Origin of the sequence: Paraburkholderia sp. EG304 (genome assembly GCF_046543485.1) — a bacterium.
GTDB classification, from domain to species: Bacteria; Pseudomonadota; Gammaproteobacteria; order Burkholderiales; family Burkholderiaceae; genus Paraburkholderia; species Paraburkholderia youngii.
In genome coordinates this window covers 195994-211882 of the sequence record NZ_JBKGUA010000005.1, presented here as the reverse complement: position 1 = coordinate 211882, position 15889 = coordinate 195994, and the positions used below count along the sequence as shown (strand labels likewise).

Below are 15889 nucleotides of genomic sequence, written 5' to 3'. Positions count from 1 at the left end.
AAGTATTCTCGAATTAGGGCTACTGCGCGCTCATCGCCGCGCGCCTTTAGGCGAAACTAGCGGCGTATTGCGCGCTTTTCACTGCAGTTCGGTCGACGACTGCACTTTCGGCTTCGCTCGAGTCCGACGCGCCGCTGCAGGCGTAGCAGCGGCGCTGACGCGCTCGCGCGCTATCGCGCAATAGCTCTCGTTGATCTCATAGCCGACGAATTCGCGCTGATGACGGACGCAAGCGACTGCGGTGGTGCCGCTGCCCATGAACGGGTCGAGCACTCGGCCGCCCTTCGGACAACTGGACAACACCATTCGCTCGACGATTTCCAGAGGTTTCTGGGTCGGATGCGCGACGCGCTCCGCATGCTGCCGATGCAGACGCGAGACCGACCAGACATCCTTCGGATTATAGCCAAGCTCCAACCACTTGCTTCCTTCGAACAACTTTCGCGAACGCGCCTTCTTCGTGACTGCATCGTACGGGATGCGGACGGGATCGAGATCGAAGAAATAGTCCTTCGACACCGCGAAAAAACCGATGTTGTCGTGCACCGACGTAAAGCGGCGCGTGGTGCCGCCCATACTCGGCACACGCCGGTCCCAGATGATTTCGTTGACCATCACGAGTTTCGTTTTCAGGAAACTGAAGATTTCCGGTGCGTATTGCCAGGTGCAGAAAATGTAGAGCGAACCCGACGACTTGAGCTTCGGGACAGCCAGCTCGAGCCAGCCACGCGTCCAGACGAGAAATTCCTCGCCAGTGCGCATGTCCGAGTCGTTGCCATAGTCCTTCCCAAGCCCATAAGGCGGATCGCAGACGATCAGGTCGATCGACCCGTCGGGAATGTTCGCTACATCGGTCAGAAAATCGCGGTTCAACAGCTGAATGCCAGCCGGCACTTGCGCAAGCAGCGGTGCAGATGCCGCGGCCGCCGGTACTTCGGCGGCCGGATTCGTGGTTTCAATCGCCGGCTGCGGCTCGTCGAACTCGTCACGCATCGTCGCGGCTCAGAACTGGATACCCGATCGCTCGGCGACCGTGTGCATGTCCTTGTCGCCGCGGCCCGACAGGTTGACCAGCAGAATCTTGTCTTTCGACAAGGTCGGCGCGAGCTTCGTGGCATACGCGAGCGCGTGGCTCGACTCCAGCGCGGGAATAATACCCTCGATGCGGCAGCAGTCGTGGAACGCCTTCAGTGCTTCTTCGTCGGTGATGCCAACATATTGCGCGCGGTTGCTCTCTTTTAGCCACGCGTGCTCGGGACCGACGCCCGGATAGTCGAGGCCTGCCGATACCGAATGCGTCTCGATGATCTGGCCGTCTTCATCCTGCAGCAGATAGGTACGGTTGCCGTGCAACACCCCGGGGCTGCCGCCGATCAGCGAAGCCGCGTGGCGACCCGTTTCGATGCCGTCGCCGGCCGCTTCGACTCCGATCAACTGCACTGATTTGTCGTCGATATATGGGTAAAAGATACCCATTGCATTCGAACCGCCGCCGACACACGCAATGACCGCATCCGGCTGGCGACCGGCGAGTTCGGGCATTTGCACGCGGCATTCGTCGCCGATCACACGCTGGAAATCGCGCACCATCATCGGATACGGATGCGGACCCGCGACCGTGCCGATGATGTAGAACGTGTTTTCGACGTTGGTGACCCAGTCGCGCATCGCTTCATTCAGCGCGTCCTTCAGCGTGCGCGAACCCGATTCGACCGGCACGACGGTCGCGCCGAGCAACTTCATGCGGTACACGTTGGCGGCCTGACGGCGTACGTCCTCGGCGCCCATGTAGACCACGCACTCCATACCGAAGCGCGCGCAGATCGTCGCCGTGGCCACGCCGTGCTGACCGGCACCGGTTTCCGCGATGACGCGCGGTTTGCCCATGCGCTTGGCGAGCAGCGCCTGGCCGATTACGTTGTTGATTTTGTGTGCGCCGGTGTGATTCAGGTCTTCACGCTTCAGATAAACCTGCGCGCCGCCGAGCAATTCGCTCCAGCGCTGTGCGTGATAAATCGGCGACGGGCGACCCACGAAGTACTTCAGTTCGCGCTCGTATCCGGCGACGAATTCCGGGTCTTTCTGATATTTCTGGTACGCTTCGCGCAGCTCGTCGAGTGCAGAAAACAGCGTTTCGGCTACGAACACGCCGCCAAACTGGCCGAAGTGGCCTCTTTCGTCAGGCAAGTTGTACATGGTGATCACTCTTCTCAGAATGGCTCGCGGCTTTCATCGGAAAGCGCCCGCGAGCCTGAATCATTCAGCGTCCGCGGCGCGCACCGCGCGCACGAACGCCGCCATCCGGGCGTGATCTTTCACGCCCCGGGCGCCCGGCACTTCGATGCCGCTCGAGACATCGACCGCGTACGGGCGCACGCGATGGATCGCATCACTGACGTTTTGCGTGTTCAACCCACCACTCAAAACGGCCCGATGCGCGAGCTCTGCTGGAATAAGTGACCAATCGAAAACCTTCCCGCCGCCGCCGTAGCCTTCGACATGAGTGTCGAACAGAAGACCACTGGCTGCTGAATAGTTGAACGCCGATTTTACCAAATCGGCCGATCGAGTATCCGCCGCGACCCGCAGCGCACGCAACCAAGGCAAACCCGCAACGCCGGCGAGCGTCTCGCACTGATCCGGCGTCTCGTCACCGTGGAACTGCAACATTGTCAGGTTCACATTGCTCGCGACCTCTTGGACCCAGTCCGGCGTTGCGTTGACGAACAGGCCGACGACCGACACGAACGGCGGCACATCGTGCACGAGTTCGACCGCTTGGGCGACGCTCACCGAGCGCGCGCTCGGCGGATAGAACACGAGGCCGATCGCGTCGGCACCGAGGTCGATCGCGTGTGCGATGTCGGCGGGCTTGGACAGTCCGCACAGCTTGATGCGCGTGCGATGCGGCACGCTTTGCAAGGCGGTGGCGTCGGCCTGGTTGGCGTGGGTCTCGGCTGCTTTCATGTTTCGGGTTGCTCGGTCCATACGCTGCTCCACGGCACGCTGCCCGTCGCCGGGTCGGGCACGCCGAATTGCTCAGGATAGCCCACTTGCGCGAGATACAGGCCGTCGGGCATGAAGGTCGGCGCCGCGCAGTCGCGGCTTCGGCTCGCGAGCACGTCGGCCATCCACGCGGCCGGGCGGCGGCCGCTGCCGATTTCGATCAGACAGCCCATGACGTTGCGCACCATGTGATGCAGGAACGCGTTCGCGCGAAAGCGGAGATGCACGAAGTTACCTTGTCGTTTGACGTCGATCTGGTACAGATGCTTGAACGGCGTCTTCGACTGACATTGCGACGAACGAAACGCCGAAAAGTCGTGCTCGCCGATCAGGTGCTCGGCGGCCGAGCGCATCGCGTCGACGTCGAGTGGCGTGTGCACCCAGCCGGCGCGCGTCGTGAGCATTGGCGAGCGAACCGGACTGACGTACAGCACGTAGTAATAGGTCCGCTCGAATGCCGAAAATCGCGCGTGAAAATCGTCGGGCATCGGCTTGGCCCATTGCACGCCGATGGTCTTCGGCAGAAACGCGTTCGGGCCGCGCACCCAGGAGATGTCGACGCGATCGAGTTCGGTGTCGAAATGTACGACCTGGCCCAAGCCATGCACGCCGCGGTCGGTGCGGCCGGCGACCACCGTGTGCACGGGCGTGCGCGTGAATTCGCGCAGCGCCCGTTCGAGCTCGTCCTGAACCGTGTTGCCATGCGGCTGCGATTGCCATCCAGCGAACGCCGCGCCGTCGTACTGCACGCCTAATGCGATGCGCTTCACGACAGCGGTGCGAGTGTCGAAAGCAACGCGCGAGCTTCGGTGCGCGTGGCCGGATCGTTCGCTTCGATCACTTCGTTGATCAGCGCGCGGGCGCCCCCCAAATCGCCGAGCTCGATGTACTCGGAGGCCAACTCCAGCTTGTTGCGCGCGATGCGGGCGAGATCGGCCGGCGTGAAGGCCGGCAACGGCTGGGCCGGACTCGGCGGCAGTTCGAGGTCGAAGTCGAGCTTCAGCGCGCCGAAGCCAGCCGCGCCGAGACCCGCAACGGCGCCGTGACCCGCCGTGCCGGCGGCGATCTGGTCGGCGACGTGCGGCGTGTCGTCGTCAGCGCCGTGGACGCCGAAGGCCTGCTGCGCGGTCGTGTCGGGCGATGCAACCGGTTGCGTCGACAGCGACGTGGAAGGCGCTGCTTCGCCGACGGTGGGCACTTCGATGCGGGGCGGCAGCGGCATGTTCAGGCTGCCGAATGCGTCGACGGCGTCGCGCGGGAAGTCGGTCGGCGCGGACGCCGCGGGTTGCACCGGCACGGGGATGTCGCTGAACGGCTGACCGAGCGACGTGGTGGCGCGCGGTTCAGTCTGGTGTTGCGTGAAATCGATCACTGGGGGCGGAACGTTCAAAGGGGACTGCGGTTCGGCCGTCGCGGTGTGCGGTGCGGTCGGGCTTTCTGTGGATTCCTCGTCCCATTGCACGTGATGCGCGTTCTCGTCCTGCGTCGCGCCGATGGTCGGTTCGAGCGGTCCTAGCGGCAACGCGTCGGCGCCGAGTTCTGCCGCGGCGGCCAGATTGGCGGCTGTGCCCGCGGAGCGCAGCGTCTCGTCGGGGGCGGGTGCGTCCGATGGTGGTTCGGTTGACGGCTCGCTTCCGCTGGATAGCGTGCCTGCTTGCTGTGCCGCCTGTTCCTCTGCGGCGCGCTCGGATGCGATGCGTTCTGCCGCTGTGCGTTCCGCTTCTGCATGTTCGGCGGCGACGCGTGCTGCTGCTTGTTCGGCTGCTGCTTGTTCGGCTGCTGCCTGTTCGGCTGCTGCGCGTTCCGCTGCCACGCGTTCCGCCTCGGCATGTTCCTCGGCTGCTGCTCGCTCTGCTGCTGCTCGCTCCCGTTCGACCTGTTCGGCTGCGGCTCTTTCGGCGGCGGCTTGCTCGGCTGCTGCACCTTCTGCCGCCGCGCTTTCTTCCGCTGCCCGCTCGGCTGCCTCACGCTCCGCAGCTGCATGCTCCGCCGCTGCCGCCGCAGCAGCTTGCCGTGCAAGCTCCTGATCTTGCGCGTCCGATGCTTCCGCGACCGCTGTCTGCCCTGCCACCGCGCTGCCATCGCGCGAATCGCCGTCACGCGCCGATCCCGCCACCGCGGCATCAGTCGCCTCGGCAGCCCGCGCCGCAGCCTCCTTTTCGCGCTTGCGGCGCCCCATGCGCAGAGCAGCGAGCAGAACGACCAATGCCGCGCCCACCGCCGCCGCGATGCTCAAATTGCGCTGAGACAGGCCGCCCTCATTCGACGGCGACGTCGCCGCATTCGCGTGCTGCGGCGCCACGGGTACTGTCGCCGCCGAACCTGCCGCTGCCGGCTGCGCAGCGCTCGTCGGCTTCGGGCTCGAAGCGACGGGCGCCCCGCCGATACCGTGCTTCTGCAATTCCATTAGCACACGGTTTTTCAGCGCCAGCAGTTGCTGCAGACTCGACACTTTCTGACGGGGCTGCGAAGCCGCCTGCGCGGCTGCGGCCGCAGGTGCCGCCGCGGGTGCCGCCGCGGTTGCCGCCGACGGCGCTTGTCCAGCAGGCGCGCTCGCCGCCGGTTGAATCGATCCGGTCCATTCCTGCGTGCCACTCGCCGCCGCAGGCGCCGAACCGGCCACTGGCGCGGACGAAGCCAAGCCGCCCGCCGCCGCGCCAGTCGATACCGCCGCGCTGGCCGCGCCAGAGACCTCGGATGCGGCTGGCGTCGTCGCTTGAACTGCGGCGCGGGCCGCACTCGCCATGCTGGCCGCAGCCTCGGCCGGCGCCGCCGTCGACGCGGAAGCGGGCGCAGCCGCCGTCGACTCCGACGCCCCCCCCGCAGCCCCCGTCGACGAAGCCGCCAATGCCCCCGACGCATCGAGCGCCGGCACGATCAACACCGCGCCCACACGCATGCGGCTCGGATCGTGATTCATGAACGCAGCCGGATTCGTGTCGAACAATGCGCGCGTCGCGCGCGCGAGAACCGCGCGGTCATGCGACTGCGTAATAGCGATCGCGACATCGTTGAGCGACTGCCCCGCATGTACCGTGTACTGCGCGCCCGCGGCGACGGCAACGACAGCGGTAGTGGAACTGCCAGCGGAAGCGGTATCCGGCGCGCTCGTGGCACGAGCCGGCGCGGCAAGCGCATTGCCCCCGGCACCGCCGAGCAACGCAATGGCGAAAGCGGCAGCAGCGGCGATCGCCGTCGGACGGCCGCTGAATCGCACCTTCTCGTGACGAATAAACATGGCCCGAAGAGCGGAGCGTCGAAAGTTCATCGGGACTCCTGGCGCGTCAGCGCGCAGCCTTTTTTGCGAGTGGAAAGAAACAAGATGATCGGAGCACAGAATGAAAAAAGCGCCGCGCAAGCGCGACGCTTCTTGAGTTGTCTACGCGTCGTGAGCGCGTAGTTTACTTTACTTGTCGAGCACAATGCGAAGCATACGACGCAACGGTTCAGCCGCGCCCCACAGCAGCTGATCGCCGACGGTGAAGGCCGACAGATATTCGCCACCCATCGCGAGCTTGCGCACGCGGCCGACCGGCACCGTCAGCGTACCGGTGACGACCGCCGGGGACAGATCGCGCATCGACGCTTCGCGCTCGTTCGGCACGACCTTGACCCAGTCGTTGGCCGACGCGAGGATGCCGTTCACTTCGTCGAGCGGCACGTCCTTGTTCAGCTTGATCGTCAGCGCTTGCGAGTGGCAACGCATTGCGCCGATCCGCACGCACAGACCGTCGACCGGAATCGAGCCCGGCGTGCCCATGGCCGGCTTGCCGAGAATCTTGTTGGTTTCCGCGCCGCCCTTCCACTCTTCCTTCGACATGCCGTTACCGAGATCCTTGTCGATCCACGGAATCAGCGAGCCCGCGAGCGGCACGCCGAAATGGTCGGTCGGCATGCTGTCGCTGTTCATCGCTTCGAGCACGCGGCGGTCGATGTCGAGAATCGCCGAAGCCGGGTCAGCCAGTTCGTTCTTCACCGCGCCGTTCAGCGTGCCCATTTGCGACAGCAGTTCGCGCATGTTCTGCGCGCCCGCGCCCGAGGCGGCCTGGTAAGTCATGGCCGTCATCCAGTCGACGAGGTTTTCGCGGAACAAGCCGCCCAGCGCCATCAGCATCAGGCTGACCGTGCAGTTGCCGCCGATGAAGTTCTTCTGACCTTTGACGAGCGCGTTCTTGATCACGTCGAGATTGACCGGATCGAGAATGATGACCGCATCGTCCTTCATGCGCAGCGACGAAGCCGCGTCGATCCAGTAGCCGTTCCAGCCCGCCGCGCGCAGCTTCGGGAACACTTCGTTCGTGTAATCACCACCCTGGCAGGAGATGATCGCGTCGCACTTCTTCAGGTCTTCGATGCTTGTCGCATCTTTGAGCTTGGTCTCGTTTTTGGCGAACGACGGCGCGTTGCCGCCCGCGTTGCTGGTGCTGAAAAACACCGGTTCGATCAAGTCGAAATCGCCTTCCTGCTGCATGCGTTGCATCAGGACGCTGCCGACCATGCCGCGCCAACCTACGAGACCTACGTTCATGACTTCATACCCTTCGAATGGAAACTTCCCCGCATCTTTGCCCGCAGTGACCGCGCGGGGAAGATGGGCGGGCACGACGGACGATCAGCGCTTCGTGATCGTTTTCGGGGTAATGGTTTTGATGGTAATGGCGAACTCGATTGCACGGGCCGTTGCGCCGTGCAATTTTGAAATCGAGGAGATTTGGGAGATCTGAGCCATCGCAACAATATACACGAAAACAGAAAACTGGCGGCGTTCTTCGCCGAATGACGCGCGAATCGGCCTGTTTTAAGGCCGATTCGCGCTTTAATGGTCAGTATTGGTGACCTGACTATTGCGCGCGTTTTACAGCGCGGCCACGACGGCATCGCCCATCGCGGCGGTGCCGACCTGCTTGCAACCCGGCGTGAGAATGTCGCCAGTGCGATAGCCTTGTTCGAGCACTTTCTTCACCGCGGTTTCGATGCGATCGGCCTGCTCGGCCTTGTTCAGCGAATAGCGCAACATCATCGCGGCGGACAGGATCGTAGCGAGCGGATTCGCAATGCCCTTGCCGGCGATGTCCGGTGCGGAACCGTGCGACGGCTCGTACAAGCCCTTGTTGTTCTTGTCGAGGGACGCCGACGGCAGCATGCCGATCGAGCCGGTCAGCATCGCCGCCTCGTCGGACAGGATGTCGCCGAACATGTTGCCGGTCACGATCACGTCGAACGACTTCGGCGCCTTCACGAGCTGCATCGCGGCATTGTCGACGTACATGTGCGACAGCTCGACGTCCGCGTATTCCTTCGACACGTCGATCATCACGTCCTTCCAGAACTGCGACGTTTCGAGCACGTTGGCTTTGTCGACCGAGGTCAGCTTCTTGCCGCGCTTTTGCGCCGCCTGGAACGCGACGTGCGCGATGCGGCGCACTTCCGGTTCCGAATAGCGCATCGTGTCGAAGCCTTCCTTCGCGCCGGCGAACAGGCCGTCCGGCGACGTACGCACGCCGCGCGGCGCGCCGAAGTAGATGTCGCCGTTCAGTTCGCGCACGATCAGGATGTCGAGACCAGAAACGATCTCTTCCTTCAGCGACGAAGCACCCGTCAGTTGCGGGTAGCAGATCGCCGGACGGAAGTTCGCGAACAGTTCCAGGTGCTTGCGCAGACCGAGGATCGCCTGCTCGGGGCGCAGCGCGCGTTCGAGCTTGTCGTATTTCCAGTCGCCGACCGCGCCGAACAGGATCGCGTCGGCTTCCTTCGCCAGTGCGAGCGTCGAATCGGGCAGCGGATGGCCCTTCGCTTCGTAGCCCGCGCCGCCGACCGGCGCTTCTTCGAGTTCGAACGTCTCGCCGAGCACGTTCAGGACCTTGACTGCCTCCTCGACGATTTCGGGACCGATGCCGTCGCCCGGCAATACTGCGATCTTCATGCGAATTCCTTGATGATTTTTTCAGGTGTTTCTCGCGCAAACCGACGCGGGCGCGGACTAGCCGCGCCTACGCTCTCACGGGTTCGCTTAACGGACGAGGCGATTGTTCAGCCACGGTTGCTTCGCGAGACGCTCCGCTTCGAACTGGCGGATCTTGTCCGCGTGACGCAGCGTGAGGCCGATGTCGTCGAAACCGTTCAGCAGGCAGTACTTGCGGAACGCCGCGACTTCGAACGGATATTCGGTGCCGCCGTCGGCCGTACGCACGACTTGCGCTTCGAGGTCGATCGTCAGCTCGAAGCCGTTGAACGCATACGTCTCGTTGAACAGATGATCAACCTGCTGTTCGGTCAGCACGATCGGCAGCACGCCGTTCTTGAAACAATTGTTGTAGAAGATGTCAGCGAAGCTCGGCGCGATCAGCGCGCGAAAGCCGTACTGCTGCAACGCCCAGGGCGCGTGTTCGCGCGAGCTTCCGCAGCCGAAATTCTTGCGCGTGAGCAGCACCGAGGCGCCCTGGTAACGCGGCTGGTTCAGCACGAAGTCCGGGTTCAGCGGACGCTTCGAGTTGTCCTGACCCGGTTCGCCGTGGTCGAGGTAGCGCCATTCGTCGAACGCGTTCGGACCGAAGCCCGTGCGCTTGATCGACTTCAGGAACTGCTTCGGAATGATCGCGTCCGTGTCGACGTTCTCGCGATCGAGCGGCGCCACGACGCCGGTGTGTACGATGAATTTATCCATGACGCTTGCGCCTGTTCAGGAACGGGCGATGCGACCAACGGTTGGAACCCGCCGCGCCGCATCGCCGGCAAAAATCAAAAACCGCTTATTTCTCAGCGTGATTGCTGATCGAATTGCCGAGGTGCGACATGTCCTGGCCGAATCCGTGCACCGTGTTGCATCCGGCCAGGCCGAGCAGAAGCCCGGCGAGCGTGCCGAGTGCGAAGCGGCGCAATAGAGTGATGCGATTCATGTTCTTCATCATGCGATTCATCCAAGCTTGCGAATGTCGACGAAATGCCCTTCGATGGCTGCAGCCGCGGCCATTGCGGGGCTCACCAGGTGCGTGCGGCCACCAGCGCCCTGACGACCTTCGAAGTTCCGGTTCGACGTGGACGCGCAACGCTCGCCCGGCTCGAGCCGGTCGGCGTTCATTGCCAGACACATCGAGCAGCCCGGCTCACGCCATTCGAACCCGGCGTCGGTAAAGACCTTGTCGAGGCCTTCACGCTCCGCCTGCGCCTTCACCAGACCCGAACCCGGCACGACCATCGCCAGACGGATGTTCGGCGCGACGCGGCGGCCGAGCTTCTTCACGACGTAAGCCGCGGCGCGAATGTCTTCGATGCGCGCGTTGGTGCACGACCCGATGAAGATTTTATCCGGCTTGATCGACTCGATCGGCGCGTTCGGCTCGAGCGCCATGTACTTGAGCGCGCGCTCCATCGCGTCGCGCTTGACCGGGTCTTTCTCGCGCTCAGGATCCGGCACGCGGCCGTCGACCGGCGTGACCATTTCCGGCGACGTGCCCCACGTGACCTGCGGCACGATCTCCGCGGCGTTCAACTCGACCACGTGATCGAAATGCGCGCCCTCGTCCGACTTGAACTGCTTCCAGTACTCGACCGCGTGATCCCACTCGGCGCCCTGCGGCGAGAACGGACGGCCTTTCAGGTATTCGACCGTGGTGTCGTCGACGGCGACCATGCCGGCGCGCGCGCCCGCTTCGATCGCCATGTTGCAGACCGTCATGCGGCCTTCCATGGTCAGCGAACGGATCGTCGAGCCGCCGAATTCCATCGCGTAGCCGGTGCCACCCGCGGTGCCGATCTTGCCGATGATCGCGAGCACGATGTCCTTCGCGGTACAGCCGCGCGGCAGTTGGCCCTCGACCTTCACGAGCATGTTCTTGCTCTTCTTCTGCAGCAGCGTTTGGGTGGCCAGCACGTGCTCGACTTCCGAGGTGCCGATGCCGTGCGCGAGCGCGCCGAACGCGCCGTGCGTGGACGTGTGCGAGTCGCCGCAGACGATCGTCATACCCGGCAGCGTAGCGCCCTGTTCCGGCCCGATGATGTGGACGATGCCCTGACGCTGATCGTTCATCTTGAACTGCGTGATGCCGAAGGCGTCGCAGTTCGTGTCGAGCGTGTCGACCTGCAGCTTCGAGACCGGATCGGCGATGCCGTGGCTGCGGTCCGTAGTCGGCACGTTGTGGTCGGACACGGCCAGGTTCGCGCTGATGCGCCACACCGGACGATGAGCCATTTTCAGGCCTTCGAACGCCTGCGGGCTGGTCACTTCATGCAGCAGGTGACGGTCGATGTAGAGAATCGCGGTGCCGTCGTCTTCCGTGTGGACCACGTGCGTGTTCCACAATTTGTCGTAGAGAGTCTGTGCCATGGTATGCGGGGTAGTAATGACTGCGGGCTGACTGTGTCGGTCGATTATGCCACGCGACGCCCCGCGATGGGCTGCTTAAACAGCGAAAAAACCGATAAAAAACATGGAGTTGGCTGGTAGTGCCAATACCTGTATCGGTGTTACCCGGCAAGCATCGGCGAGCGGCGGCGCCAATGCGCCGCATGCGCGGCCCGCGGCGCCGCAGAAACAGAAACGCCCCAACGGCAGATCCGTTGAGGCGTTTTATTTACTCCCATTTCGCGCCTGTGCGCGACACGAATGCCGTGGCCAGGCGCGCGTATCGCGGTTGATCAGCGCTTAGCGCTGTGCGATCGGCTTCGCTTGACGCAGCGTCTCGCCGACGAACAGCTGACGCGGACGACCAATCTTCTGCTCAGGATCAGCGATCATTTCGTTCCACTGCGCGATCCAGCCGACCGTGCGTGCCATCGCGAAGATGCACGTGAACATCGACGTCGGAATGCCCAGCGCGCGCTGCACGATACCCGAGTAGAAGTCGACGTTCGGGTACAGCTTGCGCGACACGAAGTATTCGTCTTCGAGCGCGATCTTTTCGAGTTCCATCGCGAGCTTGAACAGCGGGTCGTCGTGCAGGCCCAGCTCTTCGAGCACTTCGTGGCAGGTTTCGCGCATCAGCTTCGCGCGCGGATCATAGTTCTTATACACACGGTGGCCGAAGCCCATCAGCTTCACGCCCGAGTTCTTGTCCTTCACCTGCTTGATGAACTCGGGAATGTTGTCGACCGAGCCGATTTCTTCCAGCATGTTCAGCGCGGCTTCGTTCGCGCCGCCGTGCGCCGGGCCCCACAGACACGCGATACCGGCCGCGATACATGCGAACGGATTCGCACCCGACGAACCGGCGAGACGCACGGTCGACGTCGACGCGTTCTGCTCATGGTCCGCGTGCAGGATCAGGATACGGTCGAGCGCGCGCACCAGCACGTCGTTGACCACGTACTCTTCGCACGGGTTCGAGAACATCATGCGCATGAAGTTTGCGCTGTACGACAGGTCGTTCTTCGGATACACGAACGGCTGGCCGATGCTGTACTTGTACGCCATCGCGACCAGCGTGGGCAGCTTCGCAATCATGCGGATCGCCGACACTTCGCGGTGACGCGGGTTATTGATGTCGAGCGAGTCGTGATAGAACGCCGACAGCGCGCCGACCGCGGCAACCAGAATCGCCATCGGGTGCGCGTCCCGACGGAAGCCGCGGAAGAAGAACTGCATCTGCTCGTGCACCATCGTGTGCTTGGTGACGGTGCCGACGAATTCGGCCTTCTGCTTTTCGTTCGGCAGCTCGCCGTTCAGCAGCAGGTAGCAGGTTTCCAGGAAGTCGGCGTTCTGCGCGAGGTTGTCGATCGCGTAGCCGCGGTAGAGCAGTTCGCCCTTGTCGCCGTCGATGTAGGTGATCGCCGAATTGCACGCCGCCGTCGACATGAAGCCCGGGTCGTACGTGAATTTGCCGGTCTGGCCGTACAGTTTGCGAATGTCGATTACATCGGGGCCAATCGTGCCCTTGTAAATCGGCATTTCAACGCTCGGCGAATTGTCGCTGAACGATAGCGTGGCTTTAACATCTGACGGGGTCATAGCACATCCTCAATCGAAGTATGGATACAGGGTTTCGATAATTGCACGCCTGGAACAACGGACTGGCGGCGCTCAAGCATTGCGCAGCAACTCCAGAACCCGGACCACGTCCGGGTCGGCTAGATCGCCTTCTGGTTCCTTGCGTGCGAGCAGCAAGTCCATCAGGTCGTTATCGCTCAGCTCGAGCAGGCGCGTGAGTGCGCCAACGTCGGCATCGCTGAGGTCATGCTCATATCGGCTGAAAAAACGCTCGAAAATCAGGTCGTTTTCCAGCAGGCCCCGCCGTGCGCGCCAGCGAAGACGCGCGCGGCGGAGAGGGTCGGACTGATGCGATGTATCGGTCATGTCGGTACACCCCGCGCCGCGCCCAAGCGCACTGACTGCCCTCTCGGGGACAGCACGCGCCAGGGAGCGCGGGGCTCATTGATACTAGACAGCGCGGCGAACCATCAATTCCTTGATCTTGCCGATTGCCTTCGTCGGGTTCAGGCCCTTCGGGCAAACGTCGACGCAGTTCATGATCGTGTGGCAACGGAACAGACGATACGGGTCTTCCAGGTTGTCGAGGCGCTCGCCGGTTGCCTGGTCGCGGCTATCCGCGATGAAGCGGTAGGCTTGCAGCAGACCGGCCGGGCCGACGAACTTGTCCGGATTCCACCAGAAGCTCGGGCACGACGTCGAACAGCTCGCGCACAGGATACATTCGTACAGGCCGTCGAGCTCGTCGCGTTCTTCCGGCGACTGCAGACGTTCCTTTTCCGGCGGCGGCGTATCGTTGATCAGGTACGGCTTGATCGAGTGATACTGGTTGAAGAACTGCGTGAAGTCGCAGATCAGGTCACGCACGACGGGCAGGCCCGGCAGCGGACGCAGCACGATCTTCTGCGGCAGGTCGTTCAGGTTCGTCAGGCACGCGAGGCCGTTCTTGCCGTTGATGTTCATTGCGTCCGAACCGCACACGCCTTCGCGGCACGAACGACGGAACGACAGGGTTTCGTCGAGCGCCTTCAGCTTGACGAGCGCGTCGAGCAGCATGCGTTCGTGCGAGTCGATTTCGATCTCGTACGTTTGCATGCGCGGAGCGGCGTCCTTGTCCGGATCGTAGCGGTAAATTTCAAATGTACGCTTGGCCATTTCTCTGAATTCCTTTGACTTGTGCCTTAGAAGGTACGCGCTTTCGGCGGAACCGATTCGACGGTCAGCGGTTGCATGTGAACCGGCTTGTAGTCGAGGCGATCGCCTTCGCTGAACCACAACGTATGGCGCAGCCAGTTTTCGTCGTCGCGATGTTCGAAGTCGTTTTGCGCGTGCGCGCCACGGCTTTCCTTGCGCGCTTCGGCGGAGACCATCGTGGCGCGTGCCACTTCGATCAGATTCGCCACTTCCAGCGCTTCGACGCGGGCCGTGTTGAAGACCTTCGACTTGTCCTTCAGATGGATGTTGTCGACGCGTGCCGCCACTTCGCGGATGGCTTCGACACCTTCGGCCAGCAGCGCCGAGGTACGGAACACGCCAGCGTGCTTCTGCATCGTGCCGCGGATGTCGTTCGCGACCGACTGTGCGTACTCGCCCGACGACGAGCTATCGAGCTTCGCCAGACGCGACAGCGCGAAGTCGGCTGCATCTGCCGGCAGCGGCTTGTGTTCCTTCAGTTCCTTCACGTGCTTGACGATGTGGTTGCCGGCAGCACGGCCGAACACCACGAGGTCGAGCAGCGAGTTCGTGCCGAGACGGTTCGCACCGTGCACCGACACGCACGAGCATTCGCCCACTGCGTAGAAGCCGTTGACGACTTCTTCGTGGCCCTTCGGCGTACCGACGACCTGACCGTTGATGTTCGTCGGGATACCGCCCATCTGGTAGTGGATGGTCGGCACGACCGGGATCGGCTCCTTGATGCAGTCGACGTTCGCGAACTTCAGCGCGATTTCGCGGATCGACGGCAGACGCTTCATGATGGTCTCGGCGCCGATGTGCGACAGGTCGAGCAGCACGTGATCCTTGTTCGGACCCACGCCGCGGCCTTCCTTGATTTCCTGGTCCATCGAACGCGAAACGAAGTCGCGCGGCGCCAGATCCTTCAGCGTCGGTGCGTAGCGTTCCATGAAACGCTCGCCGTTCGAGTTACGCAGAATACCGCCTTCGCCGCGCACACCTTCGGTAATCAGCACGCCCGCGCCGGCCACGCCGGTCGGGTGGAATTGCCAGAATTCCATGTCCTGCAGCGCGATGCCCGAACGGGCCGCCATGCCGAGGCCGTCACCGGTGTTGATGAACGCGTTGGTCGATGCCGCGAAGATCCGGCCTGCGCCGCCCGTGGCGAACAGCGTGGTCTTGCCTTCGAGGATGTAGACGTCGCCGGTTTCCATTTCCAGCGCGGTCACGCCGAGCACGTCGCCGTCGGCGTCGCGGATCAGGTCCAGCGCCATCCACTCGACGAAGAATTGCGTCTTGGCAGCAACGTTCTGCTGATACAGCGTGTGCAGCAGCGCGTGACCGGTACGGTCAGCCGCCGCGCAGGCGCGTTGCACCGGCTTTTCGCCGTAGTTCGCGGTGTGGCCGCCGAACGGGCGCTGATAGATCGTGCCGTCGGCGTTACGGTCGAACGGCATGCCGAAGTGTTCGAGTTCGTAGACGGCGTTCGGTGCTTCACGGCACATGAACTCGATCGCGTCCTGGTCGCCGAGCCAGTCGGAGCCCTTGATCGTGTCGTAGAAGTGGTAGTGCCAGTTGTCTTCGCTCATGTTGCCGAGCGAAGCGCCGATGCCGCCCTGGGCAGCGACCGTGTGCGAACGCGTCGGAAACACTTTGGACAGCACGCAGACCGATAGACCGGCGCGTGCCAGTTGCAGCGACGCGCGCATCCCCGAGCCGCCCGCGCCGACGATAACCACGTCAAACTTGCGACGCGGCAGAGAATTCTTGATTGCAACCATGCTT

Annotated in this window: 14 protein-coding genes; all 14 read right to left on the bottom strand. The window is 63.2% G+C overall.

Annotated features, from left to right (window positions below; genetic code table 11):
- Positions 1 to 78: 78 nt before the first annotated feature.
- The 14 genes from ACLFKU_RS08680 to sdhA all read right to left on the bottom strand — a co-directional run bounded on the left by ACLFKU_RS08680 (position 79) and on the right by sdhA (position 15885).
- Positions 79 to 993 carry a DNA-methyltransferase gene (locus ACLFKU_RS08680; protein ID WP_410848777.1) on the bottom strand — a complete coding sequence of 305 codons (915 nt, stop codon included), beginning with the start codon at positions 991 to 993 and terminating at the stop codon, positions 79 to 81.
- Between the two features lie 9 nt (positions 994 to 1002).
- Positions 1003 to 2196 carry a tryptophan synthase subunit beta gene (gene trpB, locus ACLFKU_RS08675; RefSeq protein WP_410848776.1) on the bottom strand — a complete coding sequence of 398 codons (1194 nt, stop codon included), beginning with the start codon at positions 2194 to 2196 and terminating at the stop codon, positions 1003 to 1005.
- 60 nt (positions 2197 to 2256) lie between these two features.
- Positions 2257 to 2967, bottom strand: coding sequence for a phosphoribosylanthranilate isomerase (locus tag ACLFKU_RS08670; protein WP_410848848.1), 711 nt, complete (start codon positions 2965 to 2967; stop codon positions 2257 to 2259).
- Positions 2964 to 3776 carry a tRNA pseudouridine(38-40) synthase TruA gene (truA, locus tag ACLFKU_RS08665; protein ID WP_410848775.1) on the bottom strand — a complete coding sequence of 271 codons (813 nt, stop codon included), beginning with the start codon at positions 3774 to 3776 and terminating at the stop codon, positions 2964 to 2966. Before truA ends, ACLFKU_RS08670 begins: the two co-directional genes overlap by 4 nt.
- Positions 3773 to 6274, bottom strand: a complete 2502-nt coding sequence (locus ACLFKU_RS08660; protein ID WP_410848774.1) for a FimV/HubP family polar landmark protein — start codon at positions 6272 to 6274, stop codon at positions 3773 to 3775. Before ACLFKU_RS08660 ends, truA begins: the two co-directional genes overlap by 4 nt.
- Before the next feature lie 138 nt (positions 6275 to 6412).
- On the bottom strand, positions 6413 to 7534 hold the full coding sequence (gene asd, locus ACLFKU_RS08655) for an aspartate-semialdehyde dehydrogenase (RefSeq protein WP_368584170.1): 1122 nt from the start codon (positions 7532 to 7534) through the stop codon (positions 6413 to 6415).
- A 327-nt stretch (positions 7535 to 7861) separates the two neighbouring features.
- Positions 7862 to 8929: a 3-isopropylmalate dehydrogenase gene (leuB, locus tag ACLFKU_RS08650; protein ID WP_410848773.1), complete on the bottom strand. Its 1068-nt coding sequence runs from the start codon at positions 8927 to 8929 to the stop codon at positions 7862 to 7864.
- Between the two features lie 87 nt (positions 8930 to 9016).
- Positions 9017 to 9670 (bottom strand): 3-isopropylmalate dehydratase small subunit, encoded by a 654-nt coding sequence (leuD, locus tag ACLFKU_RS08645; protein WP_410848772.1) that lies wholly within the window; start codon positions 9668 to 9670, stop codon positions 9017 to 9019.
- A gap of 85 nt (positions 9671 to 9755) precedes the next feature.
- A complete protein-coding gene (locus tag ACLFKU_RS08640; RefSeq protein WP_013092936.1) occupies positions 9756 to 9914 on the bottom strand; it encodes an entericidin A/B family lipoprotein in 159 nt (52 codons plus the stop codon).
- Between the two features lie 5 nt (positions 9915 to 9919).
- Positions 9920 to 11329, bottom strand: a complete 1410-nt coding sequence (gene leuC, locus ACLFKU_RS08635; RefSeq protein WP_368584174.1) for a 3-isopropylmalate dehydratase large subunit — start codon at positions 11327 to 11329, stop codon at positions 9920 to 9922.
- Between the two features lie 318 nt (positions 11330 to 11647).
- On the bottom strand, positions 11648 to 12949 hold the full coding sequence (gltA, locus tag ACLFKU_RS08630) for a citrate synthase (RefSeq protein ID WP_368584175.1): 1302 nt from the start codon (positions 12947 to 12949) through the stop codon (positions 11648 to 11650).
- Positions 12950 to 13021: 72 nt separating this feature from the next.
- Positions 13022 to 13294, bottom strand: coding sequence for a succinate dehydrogenase assembly factor 2 (locus ACLFKU_RS08625; protein ID WP_008924386.1), 273 nt, complete (start codon positions 13292 to 13294; stop codon positions 13022 to 13024).
- 84 nt (positions 13295 to 13378) lie between these two features.
- Positions 13379 to 14083, bottom strand: coding sequence for a succinate dehydrogenase iron-sulfur subunit (locus ACLFKU_RS08620; RefSeq protein ID WP_008924387.1), 705 nt, complete (start codon positions 14081 to 14083; stop codon positions 13379 to 13381).
- A gap of 26 nt (positions 14084 to 14109) precedes the next feature.
- Positions 14110 to 15885 carry a succinate dehydrogenase flavoprotein subunit gene (gene sdhA, locus ACLFKU_RS08615; protein WP_368584176.1) on the bottom strand — a complete coding sequence of 592 codons (1776 nt, stop codon included), beginning with the start codon at positions 15883 to 15885 and terminating at the stop codon, positions 14110 to 14112.
- Positions 15886 to 15889 lie beyond the last annotated feature (4 nt).

Bases quoted from the DNA above. Each gene is read 5' to 3' on its own strand.
- ACLFKU_RS08680 (WP_410848777.1), bottom strand. From the start codon at position 993: ATGCGTGACGAGTTCGACGAGCCGCAGCCGGCGATTGAAACCACGAAT.
- trpB (WP_410848776.1), bottom strand. From the start codon at position 2,196: ATGTACAACTTGCCTGACGAAAGAGGCCACTTCGGCCAGTTTGGCGGC.
- ACLFKU_RS08670 (WP_410848848.1), bottom strand. From the start codon at position 2,967: ATGAAAGCAGCCGAGACCCACGCCAACCAGGCCGACGCCACCGCCTTG.
- ACLFKU_RS08660 (WP_410848774.1), bottom strand. From the start codon at position 6,274: ATGAACTTTCGACGCTCCGCTCTTCGGGCCATGTTTATTCGTCACGAG.
- asd (WP_368584170.1), bottom strand. From the start codon at position 7,534: ATGAACGTAGGTCTCGTAGGTTGGCGCGGCATGGTCGGCAGCGTCCTG.
- leuB (WP_410848773.1), bottom strand. From the start codon at position 8,929: ATGAAGATCGCAGTATTGCCGGGCGACGGCATCGGTCCCGAAATCGTC.
- leuD (WP_410848772.1), bottom strand. From the start codon at position 9,670: ATGGATAAATTCATCGTACACACCGGCGTCGTGGCGCCGCTCGATCGC.
- ACLFKU_RS08640 (WP_013092936.1), bottom strand. From the start codon at position 9,914: ATGATGAAGAACATGAATCGCATCACTCTATTGCGCCGCTTCGCACTC.
- leuC (WP_368584174.1), bottom strand. From the start codon at position 11,329: ATGGCACAGACTCTCTACGACAAATTGTGGAACACGCACGTGGTCCAC.
- gltA (WP_368584175.1), bottom strand. From the start codon at position 12,949: ATGACCCCGTCAGATGTTAAAGCCACGCTATCGTTCAGCGACAATTCG.
- ACLFKU_RS08625 (WP_008924386.1), bottom strand. From the start codon at position 13,294: ATGACCGATACATCGCATCAGTCCGACCCTCTCCGCCGCGCGCGTCTT.
- ACLFKU_RS08620 (WP_008924387.1), bottom strand. From the start codon at position 14,083: ATGGCCAAGCGTACATTTGAAATTTACCGCTACGATCCGGACAAGGAC.
- sdhA (WP_368584176.1), bottom strand. From the start codon at position 15,885: ATGGTTGCAATCAAGAATTCTCTGCCGCGTCGCAAGTTTGACGTGGTT.